The 19,347-nt window shown below is 38.9% G+C and carries 18 protein-coding genes; 12 read left to right on the plus strand and 6 right to left on the minus strand.

The genetic code is table 11. The annotated features are described in order from the left end of the window. Nucleotides 1–69: 69 nt before the first annotated feature. Entirely contained in the window at nucleotides 70–261 is a 192-nt protein-coding gene (locus CWB75_RS06765) for a hypothetical protein (protein ID WP_010389030.1), read from the minus strand. A 294-nt stretch (nucleotides 262–555) separates the two neighbouring features. On the opposite strand from CWB75_RS06765, the gene CWB75_RS06770 reads away from it, so the two are divergent. Next, nucleotides 556–1,299, plus strand: a complete 744-nt coding sequence (locus tag CWB75_RS06770; protein WP_138570219.1) for a peptidylprolyl isomerase — start codon at nucleotides 556–558, stop codon at nucleotides 1,297–1,299. 46 nt (nucleotides 1,300–1,345) lie between these two features. Here the strand turns inward: CWB75_RS06770 and CWB75_RS06775 are convergent, their stop codons facing one another. Further along, on the minus strand, nucleotides 1,346–1,765 hold the full coding sequence (locus CWB75_RS06775; protein WP_138570220.1) for an MAPEG family protein: 420 nt from the start codon (nucleotides 1,763–1,765) through the stop codon (nucleotides 1,346–1,348). Between the two features lie 164 nt (nucleotides 1,766–1,929). Here CWB75_RS06775 and CWB75_RS06780 point away from each other — a divergent pair, with 164 nt between their 5' ends. Both CWB75_RS06780 and CWB75_RS06785 read left to right on the plus strand, forming a co-directional pair. Beyond that, nucleotides 1,930–4,812: an insulinase family protein gene (locus tag CWB75_RS06780; protein WP_138570221.1), complete on the plus strand. Its 2,883-nt coding sequence runs from the start codon at nucleotides 1,930–1,932 to the stop codon at nucleotides 4,810–4,812. A 96-nt stretch (nucleotides 4,813–4,908) separates the two neighbouring features. Next, entirely contained in the window at nucleotides 4,909–5,412 is a 504-nt protein-coding gene (locus CWB75_RS06785; RefSeq protein WP_138570222.1) for a GNAT family N-acetyltransferase, read from the plus strand. Here CWB75_RS06785 and CWB75_RS06790 read toward each other — a convergent pair. The 3 genes from CWB75_RS06790 to CWB75_RS06800 are packed head-to-tail and all read right to left on the minus strand — an operon-like array spanning nucleotide 5,399 to nucleotide 8,897. Beyond that, nucleotides 5,399–6,016 carry a PqiC family protein gene (locus tag CWB75_RS06790; RefSeq protein ID WP_138570223.1) on the minus strand — a complete coding sequence of 206 codons (618 nt, stop codon included), beginning with the start codon at nucleotides 6,014–6,016 and terminating at the stop codon, nucleotides 5,399–5,401. The two genes, CWB75_RS06785 and CWB75_RS06790, sit on opposite strands and share 14 nt — an antisense overlap. Beyond that, nucleotides 6,016–7,671: an intermembrane transport protein PqiB gene (gene pqiB, locus CWB75_RS06795; RefSeq protein WP_138570224.1), complete on the minus strand. Its 1,656-nt coding sequence runs from the start codon at nucleotides 7,669–7,671 to the stop codon at nucleotides 6,016–6,018. The genes CWB75_RS06790 and pqiB overlap by 1 nt, the downstream gene beginning before the upstream one ends. Further along, complete coding sequence (locus tag CWB75_RS06800) at nucleotides 7,668–8,897, minus strand: paraquat-inducible protein A (protein ID WP_138570225.1); 1,230 nt, start codon at nucleotides 8,895–8,897, stop codon at nucleotides 7,668–7,670. The genes pqiB and CWB75_RS06800 overlap by 4 nt, the downstream gene beginning before the upstream one ends. 140 nt (nucleotides 8,898–9,037) lie before the next feature. Here CWB75_RS06800 and CWB75_RS06805 point away from each other — a divergent pair, with 140 nt between their 5' ends. Then, nucleotides 9,038–9,808: a substrate-binding periplasmic protein gene (locus CWB75_RS06805; RefSeq protein ID WP_055011959.1), complete on the plus strand. Its 771-nt coding sequence runs from the start codon at nucleotides 9,038–9,040 to the stop codon at nucleotides 9,806–9,808. A 3-nt stretch (nucleotides 9,809–9,811) separates the two neighbouring features. On the opposite strand, the gene CWB75_RS06810 is transcribed toward CWB75_RS06805, so the two are convergent. Then, a complete protein-coding gene (locus tag CWB75_RS06810) occupies nucleotides 9,812–10,621 on the minus strand; it encodes a thioesterase family protein (protein WP_055011960.1) in 810 nt (269 codons plus the stop codon). A gap of 239 nt (nucleotides 10,622–10,860) precedes the next feature. Between CWB75_RS06810 and dnaK the strand changes: the two genes are divergently transcribed. From dnaK to CWB75_RS06850, 8 genes are all read left to right on the plus strand, one after another. Further along, nucleotides 10,861–12,780, plus strand: a complete 1,920-nt coding sequence (gene dnaK / locus CWB75_RS06815) for a molecular chaperone DnaK (RefSeq protein WP_010389017.1) — start codon at nucleotides 10,861–10,863, stop codon at nucleotides 12,778–12,780. A gap of 215 nt (nucleotides 12,781–12,995) precedes the next feature. Further along, nucleotides 12,996–14,135: a molecular chaperone DnaJ gene (gene dnaJ / locus CWB75_RS06820; RefSeq protein ID WP_010389016.1), complete on the plus strand. Its 1,140-nt coding sequence runs from the start codon at nucleotides 12,996–12,998 to the stop codon at nucleotides 14,133–14,135. A gap of 102 nt (nucleotides 14,136–14,237) precedes the next feature. Then, nucleotides 14,238–14,699 (plus strand): Cys-tRNA(Pro) deacylase, encoded by a 462-nt coding sequence (gene ybaK / locus CWB75_RS06825; protein WP_075170267.1) that lies wholly within the window; start codon nucleotides 14,238–14,240, stop codon nucleotides 14,697–14,699. Nucleotides 14,700–14,851: 152 nt separating this feature from the next. Continuing rightward, entirely contained in the window at nucleotides 14,852–15,220 is a 369-nt protein-coding gene (locus CWB75_RS06830) for a response regulator (RefSeq protein WP_010389013.1), read from the plus strand. A gap of 131 nt (nucleotides 15,221–15,351) precedes the next feature. Further along, nucleotides 15,352–15,603 (plus strand): hypothetical protein, encoded by a 252-nt coding sequence (locus CWB75_RS06835; protein ID WP_055011962.1) that lies wholly within the window; start codon nucleotides 15,352–15,354, stop codon nucleotides 15,601–15,603. 161 nt (nucleotides 15,604–15,764) lie between these two features. Then, complete coding sequence (locus CWB75_RS06840; RefSeq protein WP_010389010.1) at nucleotides 15,765–16,028, plus strand: CBU_0592 family membrane protein; 264 nt, start codon at nucleotides 15,765–15,767, stop codon at nucleotides 16,026–16,028. Nucleotides 16,029–16,200: 172 nt separating this feature from the next. Next, entirely contained in the window at nucleotides 16,201–17,931 is a 1,731-nt protein-coding gene (locus CWB75_RS06845) for a sensor histidine kinase (RefSeq protein WP_036954933.1), read from the plus strand. Beyond that, nucleotides 17,924–19,291, plus strand: a complete 1,368-nt coding sequence (locus CWB75_RS06850) for a sigma-54-dependent transcriptional regulator (RefSeq protein WP_036954930.1) — start codon at nucleotides 17,924–17,926, stop codon at nucleotides 19,289–19,291. The genes CWB75_RS06845 and CWB75_RS06850 overlap by 8 nt, the downstream gene beginning before the upstream one ends. Nucleotides 19,292–19,347 lie beyond the last annotated feature (56 nt).

A 19,347-nucleotide genomic window follows, 5' to 3' on the forward strand; every position in this document is an offset into this window, starting at 1 on the left:
CGATGAATAAAAGCTCAATCTAGTAGGTGGCTAGTTTAAACTAGTTCGAGGTTAAAAAAACGCACTTCTTTATGTTTTTTCAGCCAGCGAGGCTTCACGCTGTTGTTCTACAACTCTGTTTCTTCGTGCTAGTTCATCTCGTGCATATTGAGATTTTTGATGATTAACATCAATCATCCACTTCAAAAAGCTAACGGGCAATTGGGTGTAAGGTTCACCTTGGTGTAGTCCAAAGTCACAAATAGTCGTGTTGTTAGTCATTATATTTACTCCTATCACTTTGTGAGTTGATAATAACAAAAAAAAAGTGATTGATAAGGGGGTTTTTAAGTACCTTGCTAGGTTTAAAATTCATTAGAAAGAGTAACCGTGATGCACACTAGGGCACTCAGGCAATTAACTACCCATAACATGTTTAAAATTAAAATGTAAACAGTTGTAACTATGGTGTAATCGATTTGCTATGAATTGTAGCGTTAAGTACTTATGTATCGATTTATAAAATGAATAACACTACTCTATGACGCCTAATGACAATAAAAAATAGGAAAAATAATGAAAAAGCTTATCTTAGCGTCAATTTTAACTGCAGCAAGTTTTTCAAGCGTAGCAACCATAGTCGAAATGCAGACGAGCCAAGGAACGATAGAAATTAACTTGTTTGATCAACAAACACCTAAAACAGTAGAAAACTTCCTAAGTTATGTTGATGATGCCGCCTACAATCAAACGGTTATACATCGCTCTGTTGATAAGTTTGTTATTCAAGGAGGGGGTTTTACTTTTTCTGATGAAATGGATCCAATTACAACTAAGCCTGCGGTAATAAACGAACCTGTTTATTCAAACGTTAAAGGTACAATTGCTATGGCAAAGCAGGGCGGTAATGAAAACAGCGCTACTAGCCAATGGTTTTTTAACATGAGTGATAATAGCCAAAACTTAGATTTGCAAAATGGTGGATTTACAGTATTCGGACAAGTCACTGCGCAAAGCCAAGAAACCTTAGATAAAATTGCTGCCTTAGTTCATTGTTCTCAGGTGCCATTAGTTGGTGTTACTAAAGAGCAATGTTCAGATGAAAACTTAATCATTAGTAATGAAAACTTGGTATCAATTCAAAGTGTGGTTGTGCTTGATGATGATCCTAATTCAGCACAAAACTTAACACCAAAAGAGAATACATTAATTGATAACATTGAAGTTACACCACCAAAAACGTCAGACTCTAGTGGCAGTATGGCATGGTTATTAGGTGCACTATTGCTAGTAGCACCTCGCTTAAAACGTGCTAAGTAAACTTTAATAAATAACGGCGAATTACTAAATTCGCCGTTATTTTTGTTTAGTTATAAAGTATGCCCAACACTAGCAAAGTCCACATTACAAATACAGATAAGCAGCCTAGTAAAAACACTCTAAAACGGACTCTTAAATGATTACTTCCAAGGTGAATGAGGCTATGAATAATGCGTGTCGCTACAAATATACACGCCAATACTGCGATAGGGACACTTGCCATATTAAGCTGTAAAGCAAGTAAACATCCCGCATAAAAAAGCACAGGTATTTCAAATTGATTACTAAAATTACGATCCGCTACTCTCACATGATCGCCTGCATTATCGAGGCGCATAGCAGCAAAGTCGCTTAACTGTATTTGTTTATTTTTAGCCGCTGCAAAACGACGTTTTCCCATAATCACCATAATAACTAATGAAAGTGTTACCTGCACAAACATGGCCATTATTATTATCTTTTCCATAACTTACCTTATTATTTTCTTTGAGTATTCGATTGTTATTCACAATGTGTTACATAATTAAGTGCTAATTAGTAGCATAGTATTAATTGATAGTGGTAGTTTATAGCTGATTTAGTCTTTTTAAAACGCTAATACCCTATTCTACGATAACGGATAAAACTAAAATGAAACACATCATCGGCTTAAGTGCAATTGCACTAGCAATATTAAGCGGTTGTTCAAATACCGCCACTCTTTCTCAATCACCACAAACCTCACTTTTATCACCAACGCTCGTTGTAAGCCCTAACGATAATCGTGAATATAAAACCTTGAAACTTGCTAACGATATTGAAGTGATTTTAGTCTCTGATCCAAGCGCAGAAAAATCAGCGGCTTCACTTAGTGTAGGTGTAGGTCTGTTACACGACCCAATGAGCCAGCAAGGTATGGCGCATTATCTAGAGCACATGCTGTTTTTAGGTACTGAGCGATACCCTGACACTAAAGGGTACTCCGATTTTATGACTAAAAACGGCGGCGCGCATAATGCTTACACTTGGCTCGATATTACTAACTACATGTTTAAAATTAATAACGATGCGTTTGATGAAGGCTTAGACCGCTTTTCAGACTTTTTTAAAGCCCCTAAGCTTTACCCAGAATATACAGAAAAAGAAAAAAATGCAGTAAATGCTGAATGGTCAATGCGTCGTGAAATGGACTTTTTCGGCCAATTTAAACTTGCACGTAAAATGATGGGTGAACATCCGGCTAACCGATTCTTAATTGGTAACCTTGAAACCCTAGGCGATAAAGCTGATAGTTCATTACACAAAGAAACGGTTGATTTTTATAATAAATATTACTCATCAAATATTATGAAAGTGGCGCTGATTTCGAACTTACCAATTTCAGAAATGCAGAAAAAAGCACAAAAATACTTTGCCGACATTGAAAATAAAAATATTGAAAAGCCAAGTGTTAATGCTAGCTTAGATTTTGATAATGCCGGTGGTAAACGTGTTTTTTACTCACCAAATGAAGACGTAAAACAATTACAACTTGATTTCACAATTACTAATAACCAAAATGAATTTGCAGTAAAACCTAATCGCTTTGTTGCCTATTTACTTAGTAATGAAATGCCAGGTAGTCCAGCGCAAATATTACGTGATAAAGGGTGGGTATCTCAGTTATCAGCCTCTGCCTCTCCAAATCAATATGGCAACTACGGTTCTTTGAACGTGAATATAGAGCTGACTGATGAGGGTATGAAAAACCGCGAATCAATTGTCGCGACAATCATGCAATACATTGACTTGATTAAGCGTGAGGGCGTTAATAGTAAGTACTTTAATGAAATTCGCACCTCTTTAAATAATCAGTTTAAATTTTTAGAAAAGGGCGATGAGTTTAACTATGTCAGTGCGTTGACTCAAAGCATGCAAGATTACCCGTTAAATCATGCGATAAACGCACCGTACTACTATGCTCAATTTGATGCTGATGCGGTGAACAATGTACTTAAGCAACTTAATGCCGATACACTTCGTATCTGGTATATTTCTCAACAGGAAGATACAGATTCTGAGCTGCATTTTTACGATGGCAAATATAAAATTAACGATATTAGTGATGCAGAAATTGCCAGCTGGGAAAAACCAAGTGATTTTAATTTAGCATTGCCAAGTGTTAACAATTTACTACCAGAGAGTTTTGCAATTAAAACGCAAGCTTTTAAAGAGCAGAAGCATCCTGAGCTTAGCTATGATAAAAACGGTGTAAAAATTTGGCGCCAAGCAAGTCAGCAGTTTGCAGAGCAGCCTAAAGGTTTAGTTGAGGTGTATATCAACACGCAAACAGGTTTGCATGATATTAACTCAACCGTACTTTATTCTGTTTGGGCTGATCTGTATAACACTCAATTAAGTCAGTTACGAACTGAAGCTGCCATTGCTGGCATGAACGTTAATTTAAGCTCAAGTAATGGATTGGTGCTATCGTTAAGTGGTTTTACCGATAAACAAGATATTTTACTTAAACAAGCGTTAGCTGGGTTTGATGCTGAAATTTCAGCACAAGCGTTTAATCAAGCGATTGACCGTTATCAGCGAGATTTACTAAATCAACAAAAACAGTTCCCGTATGCACAAGCATTTGGTGAGTATTCAAAGCTGACTCGTACTGGCAGTTTCGATACAGAAGCGCTAATTAAGGCTGCAAAAACACTAACGCTAGCTGATTTACACGCTTTAAAGCAAAGCACCTTAGCGAATAATAACTTACGTGTATTTAGCTACGGTAACTACAACCAAAAAGACATTGATGCTATTGCTGCTGAGTTAGCGGCTATCTTACCAAGCAAACATACTCAAACGGAGTTTGCACGCAGTAAAGCGTGGTTACCGCAACCGGGTGAAGCGCGTGTATTACACAAAGATATTGATGTCGCCGATGTAGCTGTGGTCGATATGACCATTCACCCAACTCCTGGTTACAAACAAAAAGCACAGGCAGCTGTATTGCAAGGTCACTTTAGAACAATCGCGTTTGATAAAATGCGTACTGAAGAGCAACTTGCTTATGCAGTAGGCGCATTAGCGCGTCCTATTGAAGATTACTCAGGTATTGGTTTATTTATTCAAACACCAGTGAAAGGGCCGAAAGACATTCAAGTGCGCTTTGACAAGTTTAAAAAAGAGTACGCTTCTGAGCTTAATGCCATGAGTGAGGAAACATTTGCACAGCTTAAAAATGCAACTTTGGTTTCGTTAAAAGAACAGCCAAAGAATTTAAGCGACGAAATGAGTCCATTGATTAACGATTGGTATCGTGAAAACTTTGATTTTGATTCAAGACAAAAATTAATTGCAGAGGTGGAAAAAGTCACGCTTGCTGATATTAAAGATTACTACCAGCAAACAATGTTAAACCCAAAAGCAGCACGTTTAAATGTGCAGCTACGCGGTACTAAGTTTAGTGATAGCGAGTTTGCTGATTTGCCAAATCAAACTAAAGTGACGAGTTTAGATGCTTACTATAGCGATATAAAATTGCAAAAGTAAGTTTGAAATTACTCTAAAACCAAAAAACCCAGTCATTGTTGACTGGGTTTTGTTTTAATGTCGTTAAATTATAGTATTGAACTCTAAGGAGTTATTTTGAATATTGCTTTTAAAACTGAACGTTTACTTATACGCTTCGCACAAATAGCAGATGCGGAGGAGTTACTTAAGTTAGTTAATCAGGCCAACTTTATTAAATACATTGGTGATAAAGGTATTTACACTTTAGACGACGCTAAAAAATACATCAAAGACAGTTTTATATCTGCCCACAAAGAACACGGTTTTGGGCCTTATATAATCACACTTCATGATGAAACGGTTATTGGTATTGTTGGTTTTTATCAGCGAGCGACTATGCAACATCCCGATTTAGGGTTTGCGTTAAAAGACGGCTTTGAAAAAAAGGGATATATTTTTGAAGCAGCTACAATACTTTTAAATAACAGGCATAAATTAGGTATAAAAGATGTATGCGCAATTACTTCAACGGCTAATTTAGGGTCTCAAAATGTACTATATAAACTAGGTTTTACTGAGGTGGGTAAGGCAGTCACCAATGCTGATAAAACCGTCATCAAAGTATTTATTTATGATTGAGTCTTGTTTTTTCAATTTCTTTTGCCGCAAGAATGTTGATTTGTTGCCACATTTTTTCAAGAGTCGCCACCAATGAATCATAGCCATCATCACCGATTGGCATAACAGATGAAAAATTATGGATGCTTAGTAAACGTCTACCTGATTCTGAGTGAGTGTAGTATAAACGCCATAGCCCTGAAATATCTGCATTACCTTGCAGATCACCGTTAAAGTGGTGTAGTTCGTATTCTAATTCGTAAAATGTTTGTTGCTGTTGGTCGGTAATGACCGGCAATCCTTTAATAACCATCCAGTTGGTCATGGTATTAAATAATGTTTGCTGCGCGCTGGCACTCAGCATAACATCTGGTGATTCCCCCCATAGATGATAATTAGCAGCATGAATTTGATTACTATCTACTTTCATCGCAATACCCCGATTATTCAATGCCCCTCTTAAGGTAACTGTTTGCACTCTGAGTTGTGCCTGTGTATCTTGCACATTACGAGAAGAGTCATTAATGGGTTGCTCAAACTGGTAATATTGAGTTGCAGTTTGAATAGCCGAACTACAACCACTGATAAAGAGCACACTTGTTAAAAGTAAAAATAGTGCTTTCATTATTGTTTCCTCGGTTGCGGGTCACTAGGCAGTGACTTATCAAAAATGAGCATGTTAGGCTGTTCGTTTAAACTACGTGTAAGTGGTTGGAATTCTTCAGATAAACGTTTAATTTGTAGCAGTGTTTGTTCAAGCTGGTGGTGCATTTGAGATCCTGCTTGGTAGCTTGCCATTGTTTTATCGAATTGACGCATGGTTATTTCAAACTGTTCCATGCTTTTGGTTATTTTTTCGAGATTACGATTAAAGTCACCGGGTAAATTTTGGGTATCAGGTTTACTTAATAATATACGCATCTCGCTGGCCAATGCCTGATACTCGCTAAAGGTTGTTTGCATTTTTGCCAAGCTGTCTTCAATTTTTAAATTATTTACCTTATTCAGTACATCAGACACTTGGTCAGCAAGCACGGTTATACCGCTCGATACACTAGGAAATACATCATATTGAGCAAGCTTTTTAAGTTCGCTTTTAGGGGTGTCGGTATAAAAGTCAAAATCAACATAAACTGCACCGGTTAACAAATTCCCTGGCTTTAATGATGCCCTCATACCATTTTTTATCCACTCGATTATGCTTGATTTCCAATACTCTTTAGCTAAGGCGTTGTTGTGGTATAAACGTCCATATTCGACTTTGATCAATACAGGGACAGCGGTGTTTTTAGCACGAAAGTGAGCGGGTTTGCCATCTATTATTACGTTCGCGGGAGCTTCAACTACAGTACCTATGCGTGTACCGCGATATTCTACTGGCGCACCTACACGTAACCCACGAATGGATTGTTCAAATTCGATAAGGTAATAATCAAAGTCATAAAAGCGTTCTTCTAGAGCTTGTTTGTAACTTTGACTTAAAGAAAAGCTATGACCGTCTTTTGCCAAATCGCCGGGAGCTTGCTGGTCAGGTATACCAACAGAAATACCACCTTTTAATAACTTGCTCAGTGAACCGGTGTTAATATTTATGCCATCAGCAGAAAGATCTATTTCTATTCCTGAGTTAACCCAAAAAATAGAGTTTAAGGTGATCAAGTTCTCGTAGGGAGCTTTAATAAAAATACCGTATTGCATTGCTTGGTTTTTCCAATCAAAGGTGGCGGTTTCTATTTGGCCTATTTTATAGTTTTTAAAAAATATGCCAGTACTCACATCGAGTACTTCTGCATTGTAACTGAGCAACTTAAAGCGTCCACCTTGTACATCTTTGCCTATTAATGCTGGCTCTTCTTGAAGTTTAAACTGCTTCTTTAATTGTTTGCTCTCGCCTGGTGAAAACTCTAAATAAACCCCTGAAAGTAAAGTACTCATACCAGTAATGCCGGTTTCATCTATGCGAGGTTTTACAACCCAAATGCTGGCATCTTCGGTAAGTAAATTATCGTAATTTTTATCTATTTGTGCCCGAGCTATTACGCTGTCTTGGCTGTCGGAAAGGCGTATATGATCTATTTGACCTATTTTTACACTACGCACTTTAATTTCTGTTTTACCAGCAATAATGCCCTCGGCTTGCGGCATAGTGATGTAGATTGTTTGCCCTTTATTTAATTGATACTGATAAAGCATCCAAATACCAACAAATAAGGCAACCGCTGGAATAATCCAAATCGCAGAAATCCGTGTTTTTTGTGCTACGTTGGCTGTTTTAGTCATGCTTTATTCTCTGCGTTTTTATTTTTAGGTGAATCCCACAGTAAACGAGGGTCAAATGCGTGTGCTGCCATCATTTGGCATAATACCATAACAGTAAAAAAGACGATGCCTAAACCAGGTATAACCGACATTAAGTTTCCTAACTGCACAAGGGCGACTAATATAGCCACAACAAATACATCAATCATAGACCACTTTCCTATAAATTCAGTTAGTTGGTACACTTTTGTGTAACCTTTTGTATAAAGGTTGGCGGGCTTTGTAACCATAATGCACAAAAAGCTTAAAATAAGCGCCTTGGCTAATGGCACCACTACACTTGCAAAAAATATAATCAGCGCAATAGGGTATGAGCCACTATTCCATAAGGTAATTACACCGGAAATAAGGGTTGCAGGAGTTTCATCCCCTAGGCTAATAGTGTACATAATGGGCAGTAAATTTGCTGGGATATAACAAATAAGTGAAGTAACTAACCATGCCGCTGCCTTTTGTACGCTGTAGGGGTTTCTTAAATATGTTTTACTATGGCAACGAGGGCAGGTGGATTCGATACTTAGTTGGTGGCAAACATGACAGGCTTTTATATTGTCATCTATCGCACGCTCTATGCCAGCACTACCTTCAAGTCGAGTTGCAGGGCTTACCTGAGACCATAACCGGGCACGATTTAACCGTGTTAACGCACTAACATATAAAACTACAAATCCCACATAGGCAAAAAAGCTAGTGCCAAAACTAACATCAGCTAATGACATTATTTTAACCATACTAACCAAAACACCAATCAAAAATATTTCTGACATGATCCAAGGTTCAAGTGCCAGGGTAAATTTTAATAGTCTTCTTGCAATTGCTTGCGGAAGTGTTTTAAGTGCTCCTAAGTGCAATGGGATTAAAATAATGAGCAAGCTCATAGGTAAAATAATAATGCTGATATCAATAAATAGGCCAAGTAGGTCACTATCATAATTAAATAAAATACGAGCAGCGTCAGGTAGGGTAATCGTTTGGGTAATACCGTTGCTACTAAAAGAAATAAATGGATAAAACATACTGCTGAGCAACATCAGCAGTGAGCTGAGGCTCAGGGCGACTATTTCGATGTCATTATTAACATTAATACCGCGAATCTTATGGTTGCAGCGAGGGCACAGTGCGACTTGCTTTGCATCAATGTCGGGAATATCAATGATAAGATCACAGCTTGGGCAGGCAGTTTGCAAAATGTTAGCTTATAGTTAATTCAATAATTTAAATATTGCTATAATTAATAGCTAAATACAAACACTGCGGCTAAATTACTAACAATATAATAAGAAAAGTAACCCCAACAACTGAAAATAAAAACGGATTAGGTGATAGTGTGAAAGTGGTATTTTTATTAGCCTTAGTGTGTTTATGTGGCGATAGCTTGGCCTTTGTTAAAGGTATTAATCAGCAGCGAGTTACTATTGCTGCTAACCCTACAGTTGCACCTTATGTAATAAGTGAAAATGATTCAGGTATTCAGCTCGAGATTGTAAAAGCAGCACTTAGTAACCAAAATATAAATAAGGTTGATGTGCAATATATGTCAAATCAGCGTGCCGATGCCTTATTGAACCGAGGGCATGTCGATATTGCATTAAATTATTCGGGTATTTTAATTACTGGCATATATCGAAGCCAATCTGTTGTCAGTTATGAGAATGTAGTGGTGAGCCTTAAAAAGAGTAACTTCACTATTAATACGATTTACGATCTGGCCACTAAAAGCGTTTTAGCATTTCAAAACGCACCCGCTTATTTACCAAAAGAGTTTGGCCATAACTTAGAGAACTTGAGAGGGTACGAAGAAGTACTTAATCAACAAGCGCAGATACACCATTTAATGGCAGGCTGGGTTGATACGATTATTCTCGATAGACGCATATTCCTTTACTACTTAAAGGAATATCAAAAAACCAATGCCACAAAAGATTTTGTTATCCATGCTATTTTTCCATCTGCGGCAAGGCCTGCGTATTTTAACGATGATTTGCTGAGGCAGCAGTTTGACAAAGGCTTAGCCAACATAATTCAAAGCGGTGAATATCGCACCATAATGCTTAATTTAGATAAGCAATATACCCAGCGCGACTTCACTCGTTTTTAGTTGTTAATCAAATAACGCCACGGTTTGGCGAGTTAAGGCGATAAGCTCTCCTGATTGCGACCAAATACAGCCATCTTCAAGACCATACCCATCTTTTGAATGATGAGTGATTGCTTCAAACCCCAGCCATTCACCTGGCGCTAAGTTAGGCGCTTGTACAAACTCTAAATACCACGACATGCTACTTGCCGGTGCTGGTTGTTTAAACATTTGCAGCAATGTTGGCGGCCATGCGTCAGTAAGGGCAATAACATGGGCTTCAGTAATTTCTTCTGGCGTATGTTTAAAACGCATCCAACCACCTAAATGAGAAGTCTCAGCACTGCTAAACGGCATGGCTCCTTGTTGAGGACACAAATCAACATGTTGAAAAAACTCTGGCATTTGCCCAGGCACAAACCCTAAGCAGTGACGTTCGTTCACAGGGTGTAAGCTTAGCGACTTTGATACAGGTACATTAATTGATGAATTACGATTTTTAGCAAAACAGGCCTGCACAATTACGCATACTGAATCATCCTGAATTGCTTTGGCGAGCACTTGGGTGCTGCTTTTCCCTTCACGTAATATTTCTACCGACAAAGAAAATGGCTTTTCAGCCAACAAAGGGCCTACAAAGTTTGTGCTTAAAGAAAGCAGTCGTCTTGTTGAATCAACTTTATTGCGCATTGCTTGATAAAGAAGCGCCGCAGAGAGTCCGCCAAAAGCCGTTCTACCCTGGCACCAATTAGCAGGGAACTGCATAGTATTGGTTTCTGGGCCTGTTTTCTGACTTACTTGAGAGGCGAGTTGTAATAATTGTTCAAAGTGCACAAATAATGTCCTTTTGATGTTATTTACTAAATTTATATCACACACAAACTCATCAGACCAGATAATAAGGGTCCTCTTAAATAACAAAAAATGAGCAATCCTTACTCTTTTTAGGGTTATTTAGTAAATAAATTAAAAAAAATGAATTTTTTTTCATTTTTACAGTTGAATTAAGTTTGTAGCATCCCTATTAACTAGTCATCGAACGTATTAACGAATTTAGAAGTTGGAGAAGATTCATGGGTAGAATTATTGGAATCGATTTAGGTACTACTAACTCTTGTGTTGCAGTACTTGATGGTGACAAAGCACGTGTTATTGAAAATGCGGAAGGCGATCGCACAACCCCGTCTATTATTGCTTACACGCAAGACGGTGAAACGTTAGTAGGTCAACCTGCAAAACGTCAAGCGGTAACTAACCCAACAAACACATTATTTGCAATTAAGCGTTTAATTGGTCGTCGTTTTGAAGACGAAGAAGTACAACGTGATATCGGCATCATGCCTTTCAAAATTATCAAAGCTGATAATGGCGACGCATGGGTTGAAGCGGGCGGCGAAAAACGCGCTGCACCACAAATCTCTGCTGAAGTACTGAAAAAAATGAAGAAAACAGCTGAAGACTTCTTAGGTGAAGAAGTAACTGAAGCGGTAATCACAGTACCAGCATACTTTAACGATTCACAACGCCAAGCAACCAAAGATGCTGGCCGTATCGCGGGTCTTGAAGTAAAACGTATTATTAATGAGCCAACGGCTGCAGCGCTTGCATACGGTATGGATAAAAACCGTGGCGAAAACGTAGTAGCGGTATATGACTTAGGTGGTGGTACTTTCGATTTATCAATCATTGAAATTGATGAAGTTGAAGGCGAGCACACATTTGAAGTTCTAGCGACTAACGGTGACACTCACTTAGGTGGTGAAGATTTCGATAACCGTGTAATCAACTACCTAGTAGCTGAATTTAAGAAAGATCAAGGTATTGATTTACAAACTGACCCACTTGCTATGCAACGTGTTAAAGAAGCAGCAGAGAAAGCAAAAATTGAGCTTTCATCAGCACAATCTACAGAAGTTAACCTTCCGTATGTAACCGCTGATGCGTCAGGCCCTAAGCACATGAACGTGAAACTAACACGTGCTAAGCTTGAGTCACTAGTTGAAGACTTAGTAACTAAGTCAATTGAACCGCTTAAACGCGCACTTGCTGATGCAGACCTATCTGTGAACGATATCAACGATATCATTCTTGTGGGTGGTCAAACTCGTATGCCACTTGTTCAAAAAACAGTAGCGGAATTCTTCGGTAAAGAGCCACGTAAAGACGTTAACCCTGATGAAGCAGTTGCAGTAGGTGCAGCGATTCAAGGTGGTGTACTTGCTGGTGACGTGAAAGACGTACTATTACTAGACGTATCACCATTATCTCTAGGTATTGAGACGATGGGTTCAGTAATGACGGCACTGATTGAGAAAAACACGACGATTCCTACTAAGAAATCGCAAACATTCTCAACAGCAGAAGATAACCAGTCTGCGGTAACCATTCATGTGCTACAAGGTGAGCGTAAACGTTCAAGCGACAATAAATCTCTAGGTCAATTTAACCTAGAAGGTATTCGCCCAGCACAACGTGGTACACCACAAATCGAAGTAACATTCGATGTGGATGCTGACGGTATCTTACATGTATCTGCTAAAGATAAAGACACAGGTAAAGAGCAAAAAATCACTATTCAAGCATCTTCAGGTCTAAGTGATGAAGAAGTTGAAAAAATGGTTCGTGATGCAGAAGCACATGCTGAAGACGATAAAAAGTTTGAAGAGTTAGTAGCTGCACGTAACCAAGCTGACGCACTTGTTCACGGTACACGTAAACAAATTGAAGAAGCGGGTGATGAACTACCAAGCGAAGACAAAGAAGCGATTGAAGCGGCTGTTGTTGACCTTGAAGGCGCTATTAAGAGCGACGACAAAGCAGAAATTGAAGCTAAAACACAAGCACTTGCTGAAAAGTCTCAAAAACTAATGGAAATTGCCCAAGCTAAAGCACAACAAGCGGGTGGTGATGCCGGTGCAGAGCAACAACAGTCTGCTAAGCAAGACGACGATGTTGTTGATGCAGAGTTCGAAGAAGTTAAAGACGACAAGTAATTGTTACTAACGCTTCTCGCTAACCGAAAACACCATGACTACATTGTGTGTTTAAGTTAGGATGAACACCTGAGGCGCGTAGGCTAAAGCTTAACGCGCCTTTTGCATGTAAGAGATGCAAGTAAAGTGCTTTAAAAATTCAATGATAAATCGATATGATTTATCGGTTTGTCCAGCAGCTAGCGCTGCACATAGAAAAGAGTAGTGTGATAGATATGTCAAAACGCGATTATTACGAAGTCCTCGGCGTAAGCAAAGATGCGAGTGAGCGAGACATAAAAAAAGCGTATAAACGCTTAGCGATGAAATATCATCCAGATCGTACCGCCGGTGATAAAGACCTTGAAACCAAGTTTAAGGAAGTAAAGGACGCTTATGAAGTGTTAACTGACTCGCAAAAACGTCAAATGTATGACCAATACGGCCATGCTGCCTTCGAACAAGGTGGTGGCGGTGGTCACGGTGGCTTTGGTGGCGGTCAAGGTGATTTTGGTGATATTTTTGGTGATGTATTCGGTGATATTTTTGGAGGCGGCGGTGGCCGACGCCAATCTCGCCAGCAGCGTGGTTCAGATTTACGTTACAACATGGATTTAAGCTTAGAAGAAGCGGTTCGTGGTAAAGACGTTGAAATTAAAGTACCGACTTGGGTTAGTTGTGACCCGTGTGATGGCAGCGGTGCCAAAGCGGGTTCTAAGCCAAAAACATGTACAACATGTCACGGTGCTGGCCAAGTACAAATGCGCCAAGGCTTTTTTGCCGTACAACAAACATGTCCAACATGTCATGGACAAGGTCAAATTATTTCAGATCCTTGTAACAAATGTCATGGCCAAGGCCGTGTAGAGAAAACCAAAACACTATCGGTAAAAATTCCAGCAGGTGTTGATACAGGTGACCGTATTCGTTTATCTGGCGAAGGTGAAGCTGGTATGCACGGCGCACCAGCAGGTGATTTGTATGTTCAAGTGTCGGTTCGTGAACATAAGATATTTGTTCGTGAAGCGAACAACTTATACTGTGAAGTGCCTATTAGCTTTACTACAGCAGGCCTTGGCGGTGAAATTGAAGTGCCAACATTAGATGGCCGTGCGAAACTTAAAATACCTTCAGAAACACAAACGGGCAAAATGTTCCGTATGCGTGGTAAAGGTGTTAAGTCTGTACGTAGTGGTGCTCAAGGTGACTTAATTTGTAAAGTGGTGATTGAGACACCTGTGAATCTTAACGAGCGTCAACGCGACCTGCTTACTGAACTTGAAGAAAGCATGGGCAAAGATAGCTCAAAAAATCGTCCAAAAGAGCAAGGCTTTTTTGATGGCGTTAAAAAGTTTTTTGATGACCTGACTAAGTAATTATTAGGGTTAACAGAACTTAGGTAAAAACGGCGCTTTTTTAAGCGCCGTTTTTTTGTTTAATATGGTAAGTTATCAGAAATTTATTAAGGACAATATCAGATGACCCCTGCAATAGAACAGCTAAAAAAATCCCGAATTAAATTTGATATACTCAGCTATGATCACGATGTAAACAATACTAATTATGGCCTTGAAGCAGTTGAAAAGCTAAATCTTAATAGCGCTCAAGTATTTAAAACATTGGTGTTAGAAACCTCAGAACAACAACTAATTGTTGCTGTGACGCCAGTTACTCAGCAGATTAATTTAAAGCAATTGGCTAAGCTCTGTGCAGTAAAAAAAGTAATGCTGGCAGAGCCGCAAAAAGTACAGGCAAGTACAGGATATATTTTGGGAGGCGTTAGTCCTCTTGGACAAAAAAAGCGCTTAAAGACCTACATACACTCAAGCGCATTAGACTTTGATACTATTTATGTGAGCGCAGGTAAGCGAGGACTTGAAATTACACTCAGCCCAGCATGCTTAGCTGAGCTTATTCAAGCTTCGTTTGGTAATTTCTAATGCTGACTTAATTATCAAACTTGCGTCGTGTAAATAAAACTGATTATTTGCTTCAACAGGTTTAGTTAACTAATGTAAATACTACCTATAGCAGTTTTTGTTAATTCATTTTAATGAAGATTTGTTTGCACCTACTTTGGTTAATCATTCGTATGAGAATATTAGTTGTTGATGACATGCCATTAATGCGTCATGTGCTTATTAATATGTTGAGGCAGTTAGATTATAAAGACATTGTTGAAGCAACCGATGGTCTGCAAGCGTTAACTATACTTAAAAATCAACTTATAGATTTGGTTATAACAGATCTACATATGCCAAAAATGGATGGCCTTACCCTACTTGATGCTATTAGAAAGGATACTGAGCATGCTCAGCTTCCCGTACTTATGGTGACTTGTGAAGACAGCTCTGAGACTGTAAAAAAGATAATTAATGCAAAGGTATCAGGGTTTATTATAAAGCCCTTTAGTATGAATGTGCTGTCAGCTCAATTAACACGTTTAGCTAATAAAGTTTAATCGCACAATATTTTTAATCTAACTACCTAATAAATATAACTCTGATTATTAATTCCTACTCCCATCAATTTCTTTTCTATCATGTGATAGCATATGCTATTAACTAATCAAAAAGTAATGATTGAGGAAGTATGGCTAAGCCCAATAAAAAAGGGCCTACAAAAACGGTCGATATATTTTGTTCTGCGTGTAAGGCACCGTTATTCAAATACCGTAAAGGGGGTAAAGGTGCTTTAGTAAAATGCTTTATAGAAAGAATAACCCAAGATCACACCCATACTGAATGCGTATGTCCAGGCTGTGAGCGGCCTTTTGCTCGCCCAACGACTATAAGAGGGACTGCAGCTTATAAAATGATAGGTGGTAAAGTCACTTTTAAATAAAGTAGCTATTTAACCCAAACTATCAAGAGGCGGACATAAGCCCTTGTTTGCTTTTTTTTCACTGGTAAACTTCGCTGGTTTTGCTGTTTCAATGATTGAAAAAAACCCTCCCCATGGATTGGGCCAGTCAGTTGGGTTTTAAAATGGAAAAGGATAGACGTGTGATTGCACTTTTATTTGATATTGTTGGTATGAGTGGCACTTTTTTAGTGGTTGGTTCGTTTTTTTTACTGCAACTAAATAAAGTATCGCCAAAAAGTTTGACGTATAATTTAATGAATTTAAGTGGCGCTATTTTGTTACTTATTAGTCTTTGCTATAACTTTAACTTAGCGAGTTTTGTAATTGAAATATTCTGGATCGCAGCTTCATTAATTGGTTTGTATAAGTACTTCAAAGACAAGCCAGCGCTTGCAAAAGCGTAGATTAAGCTAAAACAGCATCCCCTTGCAGGGAATTAAACCGTGAAATATTTTTAGTTTCACGGTTTTTTAGTTTTAATACACTTGTTAACAAAAAGTTTCTTCTGCAAAGACCTATAAATCGATACAATAGTGGCTATTACTTATTATTGGCACCTTGGTGTCATAGGCGTTTATGTTCTCCATCCCTAAAAAAATTATTTTTGCTTGTATTCTGTTAGTGCTGTTATTAGTGGTTACATTTTCATTTGGCCGTGCTTATGATTTAGGCCAAGCTAAAATTCAAGCTGACCAACAGGTCATTCAATTAAATAATTATATTGATAATGAACTCGCGCGCTTTGCAGCTATTCCTCAGCTCCTTACCGAAAATAATTTATTGATTCGTTTTACTAATAATGAATCACAACACTTCAATGCAATTAATAATTACTTGGCTGATATTCAACAAGCCAGCGGTGCCTCAGATGTATATATACTAGATACTCATGGCGACGTTATTGCTAGTAGCAACTGGCAAACCGACTATACGTTTTTAGGGAGCAACTTTGCATTCCGGCCTTACTTTAAACAAGCTTTTGCCGGAGAAAAGGTCGCCTACTTTGCTCTAGGACAACGCTCGAAAGAACGCGGAATATACTTCTCGCAGGCTATTTACCAAGATGGCAAAGCCATTGGCGTTGTGGCACTAAAAATTAATGTCGCTAAATTTGAAAACGATCGTTCATTATTAAATACTTCAAAAGGCAGTCATTTTTATTTGCAGCTTGCGGATAAAATTATTGCTATGTCAGATGAGCCAGCATGGCGTTTAAACACGTTTACAGAGCTTGATATTACTACACGTCGCGATATTAAACAGCGCCGTGCTTACTTAGATCATCAACCGTTACAAATAAAGCAGCAGCGCTACAAAAGTCAGGGCATTGAGCAATTTAAAATTGCTAAAGATCAATATGTTGCCGCTTCAAGACCACTGACACACCTAAATGCAACGATGACGGTATTGGTTGATATTTCAAGCATAAATGCATTACAGGTGCCCAGATTGTTATGGCTGGTGTTGTTTTATTGGGTATTTATTTTTGTCGGATATAGCTTATTGGCACGCTTTGCCGGATATAAAAAATTACTGTACTCGCGCCACAGTTTAGAACTTGAAGTATTAGAGCGCACTCAAGCGCTTGAAAAAGCGCAAACTGCACTAGTACAGTCGGCAAAATTAGCCACAATAGGGCAACTAAGTGCGGGTATTAATCATGAAATTAACCAGCCACTGAGCGCCATGAACACCTATTTGGCCAGCGCTAAAATTTTCCTCAAAAAAGGGAAACTCAATGCATTAAGTGAAAATTTAATTATTATTGAGAATTTGGTAGAGCGGGTGCATAAAATAGTGGCGCAGCTTAAACACTTTAGTAAGCCGGCGACAATGCAATTGCGACCACATCCACTGTCGGCGTTATTAAACAATGCGTTGATGATTACCCACCCGCAACTTAAGCAAGATGATGTAAACGTTAGTGCACCGCAGTTTTCGCAAGAGATCACCGTGTGGGTTGATGCATTAAAATTTGAACAAGTACTGGTTAATGTGATCACCAATGCGTCTCAAGCAATGAAAGGTGAGCCTAAACGGGAGCTAAGTTTCGATGTGGAGTGTTTTGAGGAGCGCGTTAAGCTTTCTATTTTAGATAGTGGTCCAGGTATTGAACACCATGTGCTGGGCTCTATTTTTGAACCCTTTTACAGTACCAAGTCAAGTAATGGCTTAGGACTGGGCTTATCAATATCAAAGCAAATTATTGATTCATTTAATGGTTACTTAACGGCGCACAATCGTCCTCAAGGCGGTGCACAGTTTATTATTAGTTTATCAAGCATAGAGGCCCCAAAAAATGATTGAAGCCGTTGTTTGTAAGCAAGTGGTTGTTATTGATGATGAGGCGATGATCCGTGATTCGTTAAATCAGCTTTTAACCCTCGAAGGGTATGAGGTGCAGTGCTTTAGTGATGCGAGTATTGCTTTAAGCCGTTTAAGTCGCAATTTTTATGGCGTTGTCCTCAGTGATATAAATATGCCAACTATGGATGGTCTAACTTTTATTGAGCAGGTAAAAGCATTCGATAGTGAACTTCCGGTGATATTTTTAACAGGTTATGCTGATGTTTCTGTAGCGGTTAGAGCAATGCAGTTAGGTGCTTATGATCTATTTGAAAAACCCCTGAACGAAAATTTATTAGATTGCATTGCTAGGGCCTCAGACAAACGTGCTTTAGTTATGGAAAATAGAGCTCTGAAGCGTGCGGTTGAAAAGACCTCCGCGCCCGGTGTGCGCATTTTAGGCGAGACCCTTAAAATGCAGCACATGATGAACTTACTCAACACAGTGATTGATACACCCGCAGATGTATTAATTGAAGGTGAAACTGGAACAGGTAAAGAATTGGTTGCCCGTTACTTACATGATCATAGTAACCGTTCAAGCTGTCAGTTTGTGGCTATTAACTGTGGTGCGGTGCCTGAGCAACTAATAGAAAGTGAATTGTTTGGTGCTGTTAGTGGTGCATATACCGGCGCAACACAAGATCGCAAAGGCAAGTTTGAGTTTGCACAAGGCGGCACGGTTTTTTTAGATGAAATTGAAAGCACTCCCTTGTCGCTACAAGTTAAATTACTACGGGTGCTTGAAGAGCGAAAAGTTACCCCTGTAGGGGCAAATAAAGCCATTGACCTTGATATTCGTATTGTTGCGGCCACTAAGGTCGATTTACTTTCGTTGGTAGAAAAAGGTGAGTTTAGAGCCGATTTATACTATCGATTGAGTTTAGTTAAAGTCAGCATTCCCGCGTTAAGAGATAGAAAAGCCGATATTCCTTTGTTGTTTAAGCACTTTAGCTCTATTGCGGCCACTCGTTTTCATAAACCTTTAGGTGCGCTTAATATTGAGTTACAACAGCGCCTACTTGCGCATGATTGGCCAGGTAATGTTCGTGAATTAAGAAACCAGGCTGAACGAGCGGTGTTACTTGGCCCCGATCTGGCTTTTGCACAGAGTGACTCAAGCAGTAGTGGCTCGTCGTTATCATTGGACTTAAGCCTTGCAGAAAAGGTCAGCTTTTATGAACAGTCTTTAATTGAAGAAGCCTTAGAGCTTAATCATGGCAGTATTAAAGACACCATGGCAACGTTGCAAATCGCGCGCAAAACCCTCTACGATAAAATGAGTAAATATAACCTTAATCGAGATATGTTTACCGATTAGTGGGTGGAAATGGTGATAGTAGGTATTTAAAGTGTGTGGAAATCCGCACATTTCAA

Origin of the sequence: Pseudoalteromonas sp. S1608, from assembly GCF_005887265.1 — a bacterium.
In the GTDB taxonomy this organism is placed as follows: Bacteria; Pseudomonadota; Gammaproteobacteria; order Enterobacterales; family Alteromonadaceae; genus Pseudoalteromonas; species Pseudoalteromonas undina.

Coding starts and splice junctions, on each gene's coding strand:
- dnaK (WP_010389017.1), top strand. CDS start 10,861: ATGGGTAGAATTATTGGAATCGATTTAGGTACTACTAACTCTTGTGTT.
- CWB75_RS06770 (WP_138570219.1), top strand. CDS start 556: ATGAAAAAGCTTATCTTAGCGTCAATTTTAACTGCAGCAAGTTTTTCA.
- CWB75_RS06780 (WP_138570221.1), top strand. CDS start 1,930: ATGAAACACATCATCGGCTTAAGTGCAATTGCACTAGCAATATTAAGC.
- CWB75_RS06830 (WP_010389013.1), top strand. CDS start 14,852: ATGAGAATATTAGTTGTTGATGACATGCCATTAATGCGTCATGTGCTT.
- CWB75_RS06790 (WP_138570223.1), bottom strand. CDS start 6,016: ATGAAAGCACTATTTTTACTTTTAACAAGTGTGCTCTTTATCAGTGGT.
- CWB75_RS06850 (WP_036954930.1), top strand. CDS start 17,924: ATGATTGAAGCCGTTGTTTGTAAGCAAGTGGTTGTTATTGATGATGAG.
- pqiB (WP_138570224.1), bottom strand. CDS start 7,671: ATGACTAAAACAGCCAACGTAGCACAAAAAACACGGATTTCTGCGATT.
- CWB75_RS06765 (WP_010389030.1), bottom strand. CDS start 261: ATGACTAACAACACGACTATTTGTGACTTTGGACTACACCAAGGTGAA.
- CWB75_RS06845 (WP_036954933.1), top strand. CDS start 16,201: ATGTTCTCCATCCCTAAAAAAATTATTTTTGCTTGTATTCTGTTAGTG.
- ybaK (WP_075170267.1), top strand. CDS start 14,238: ATGACCCCTGCAATAGAACAGCTAAAAAAATCCCGAATTAAATTTGAT.
- dnaJ (WP_010389016.1), top strand. CDS start 12,996: ATGTCAAAACGCGATTATTACGAAGTCCTCGGCGTAAGCAAAGATGCG.
- CWB75_RS06835 (WP_055011962.1), top strand. CDS start 15,352: ATGGCTAAGCCCAATAAAAAAGGGCCTACAAAAACGGTCGATATATTT.
- CWB75_RS06775 (WP_138570220.1), bottom strand. CDS start 1,765: ATGGAAAAGATAATAATAATGGCCATGTTTGTGCAGGTAACACTTTCA.